Below are 2802 nucleotides of genomic sequence, written 5' to 3' on the forward strand. Positions count from 1 at the left end.
GTCAGCGCTGGCCGTCGTGCACGGAGATATCGGACGCAGCAAGACCGCCGATGCGCGCGTGGGGGCGGCCGCCGGTTGCCATCACGAGGCCGAAGGCGATCTCATCACGCCTTGGCGCATCCCACAGCGTCATCTCCGCCGTGCCGAAATGGCTGCGGACATAGGCGGCGTGGATGTGGCCGAGCGGTACCATCAGGCGCGTGCCGGGACCGCCGATGGTCTTGGCGGCCGGGACGATCGCCTTTGGTTGCTGACCCTTGGGCTGGCCAAGCACCTCGCGCATGCCTTGGCCGCCGGCTTCGTGCCAGACGGCGCCATGCTCGAGCTCGCCGTCCTCGCCGACGATGATGCCCTTGCCATAAGCTTCGATCTTCGTCGCGCCGCCGAGCTGCGCGATCAGCCCGCTCGCGAGCTCGTGCCCGAGCTCGCGCAAAGATGCCTGAAACGGCATCAGGTCGGGCTCATAGCGTCCGGCGAAGGGATTGCGGATCACGGCAATGGCGGTGCCGACCAGCAGCGGCTTCTCCAGCCGCGGGCCGCGCTCGTGCCAGATGGTCTCGACGCCGAGCGCGGTCTTGCGAATGTCATAGGACGACATGCTGAAGCTAGGCCTCGTCCACGACGGGATTGCGGAGCACGCCGATATTCTCGATCTCGACCTCGACCAGATCGCCGGGCTTGAGGAAGACCGGCGGCTTGCGGGTGAAGCCGACGCCGGCCGGCGTGCCGGTGGCGATGACGTCGCCGGGGACGAGGTCGAAAATGGTGGAGCAATATTCGATCAGCCGCGGGATCGAGAAGATCAGCATCGAGGTGTCGGAGGACTGCACCACCGCGCCGTTGACGCGCGTCTCCAGTTTCAATTTCGTGGGATCGCCGATCTCGTCCGGCGTGACCAGCCACGGACCGAACGGGCCGGTGCCGACGAAGTTCTTGCCGGAGGCGATCTGCTGGGCGTGGCGCTGCCAGTCGCGCACGCTGACGTCGTTATAGATCGAGTAGCCCGCGACGTGGCTCCAGGCATTGGCCTTGCTGATGTGACGGCCGCCCTTGCCGATCACGACGGCGAGCTCGCCCTCCCAGTCGAAATTGTCCGAGACCTTCGGCCGGATCACCGGCGCGTTGTGCGCAACCTGGGAGCGCCACACCCGCAGGAAGATCGGCGGAAACTCGGTGATCTCGCGCTTCATGCCGAACGCCACCGCCTCGTTGTGGTGGTCGAGATAGTTGCGCACGGCGCAGACGATCTTTTCGGGGCGCGGGATCACGGGGAGATATTTGACGTCGCTCAGCGCCAGCGTGGGCTTGTGCCCGGCGACGACCGCGTCGCGCTTCGCGTAATCATCGCTGCCGAGAAAATCCGCGAGCGTCGGGTATTGGGGTAGGGCGCGGCCGAGATCCACCACGCCGTTTTCAGTAACGGCCCCCCAGCTTTCCCGATTTCCGTCCAAGAACGACAGCAGCTTCATGGTTTCGCCCCAAAGGTTCCGATTTTCGATCCGTTCAATTATTTTCGAAAATCTGGCGCGGCGCAAGCCCCCCACGTAAAAATGCCCGGTGCCTATTCGGTGTCGAGCAGGTGGGCGGCGTATGTCGCGACGTTGTCGGCGGTCGAGCGGATATGGGTCTCGATCAGCTGTACGGCGAGATCCGCATTGCGCGAGATGGCGGCCTGCATGATCGCCTGGTGCTCGCCGGCCTTGTCGCGCGGGCGCGGCCGGAAATTTGCCGACAGGTGCCGGTAGCGCTCGGCACGATCGAACAACTCGGCGCGGATGGCGAGCAGCGTGGCCGAGCCGCAGGCGGAGACCAGCGCCTGGTGGAACTGGCGATGCGCGATCTTCCATTCGGGATCCCGCAAGGGATGTTCGGGGTCGCGCTGCTCGATCCGCTTTAATCTGTGCAAAGTCGAGATTACGGCGATTTCCCAATCGTCATCGCCCCGCTCGATCGAGCGGCGGATCAATTCCACCTCGACCAGCACCCGCGCGTCCGTGACCTCCACCAGATCCTGGCGGCTGACCGGCGCGACGCGAAAGCCGCGCTGCTCCTGGGCGTCGACCAGGCCCTCCGCGGCAAGCGCGGTCAGCGCCTCGCGCAACGTCGTAAAACTCGCGCCGAACCGTTCACGCAGCACGTCGAAGCGCAAAGGCTCGCCCGGCGGAAGCGCGCAGGCAATAATCTCCTCGCGCAGCCGATGGGTGATATCGGCGGCGATGGTCTTGCCGAATTCCTTGCGGGGGCGAATGGCGCTGTCGGGCATAGCTCTGCCAATGAATCGATGCCTCAACATGCCGCGCCAACGACCATCTTGCAATAATTTTCGTAAACGGTATGATTTTCGAAAATACGGTCTGGGGAGTGCGAAGACATGAGGGCAGTGCTGGTGCGTCAGCCGGGTGGGCCGGATGCACTTGAGGTGGTCGAGCTGCCGGTGCCTGTGCCGGGCGCAGGCCAGGTGCAAATCCGGGCCGAGGCCTTCGGGGTCGGGCAGCCCGACGTGCTGATCCGGCGCGGCGTCTACAAATGGATGCCGCCGCTGCCGGCCAATCCCGGCACCGACGTTGCGGGGCGTATGTCCGCGCTCGGGCCCGGCGTCGAGGGCTTCGCGATCGGCCAGAAGGTGCTGCTGAGCGCCCGCGACCTCGCCCAGCGCGGCGGCTGCTACGCCGATTACGTGGTCGCGCCGGCGGACGCGGTTCATGCGCTGCCGGACAATGTCGATCTGCAAGCCGCCGTGTGCCTGTCGAACTATCAGGTCGCCTACGCACTGCTGCACGAGTGCCGCCATCCGCGCGCGCC

General features: G+C 65.7%; 4 protein-coding genes. 1 reads left to right on the forward strand and 3 read right to left on the reverse strand.

The features are described 5' to 3' along the window. Position 1: 1 nt before the first annotated feature. From MOV74_RS35315 to MOV74_RS35325, 3 genes are all read right to left on the reverse strand, one after another. Positions 2-598: an amino acid synthesis family protein gene (locus MOV74_RS35315; protein ID WP_246931740.1), complete on the reverse strand. Its 597-nt coding sequence runs from the start codon at positions 596-598 to the stop codon at positions 2-4. 7 nt (positions 599-605) lie between these two features. Next, positions 606-1469 (reverse strand): fumarylacetoacetate hydrolase family protein, encoded by an 864-nt coding sequence (locus tag MOV74_RS35320; protein WP_246931742.1) that lies wholly within the window; start codon positions 1467-1469, stop codon positions 606-608. A gap of 92 nt (positions 1470-1561) precedes the next feature. Next, on the reverse strand, positions 1562-2263 hold the full coding sequence (locus tag MOV74_RS35325; protein WP_246931743.1) for a GntR family transcriptional regulator: 702 nt from the start codon (positions 2261-2263) through the stop codon (positions 1562-1564). A gap of 108 nt (positions 2264-2371) precedes the next feature. On the opposite strand from MOV74_RS35325, the gene MOV74_RS35330 reads away from it, so the two are divergent. Continuing rightward, positions 2372-2802 (forward strand): alcohol dehydrogenase catalytic domain-containing protein (locus tag MOV74_RS35330; protein ID WP_246931746.1); only part of this gene is annotated, 431 nt, incomplete at its 3' end.

Origin of the sequence: Bradyrhizobium sp. SHOUNA76, from assembly GCF_023006445.1 — a bacterium.
Taxonomy (GTDB): Bacteria; Pseudomonadota; Alphaproteobacteria; order Rhizobiales; family Xanthobacteraceae; genus Bradyrhizobium.

Excerpts from the sequence above, each read along its gene's own strand:
- MOV74_RS35315 (WP_246931740.1), bottom strand. The coding sequence starts at position 598 with ATGTCGTCCTATGACATTCGCAAGACCGCGCTCGGCGTCGAGACCATC.
- MOV74_RS35320 (WP_246931742.1), bottom strand. The coding sequence starts at position 1,469 with ATGAAGCTGCTGTCGTTCTTGGACGGAAATCGGGAAAGCTGGGGGGCC.
- MOV74_RS35325 (WP_246931743.1), bottom strand. The coding sequence starts at position 2,263 with ATGCCCGACAGCGCCATTCGCCCCCGCAAGGAATTCGGCAAGACCATC.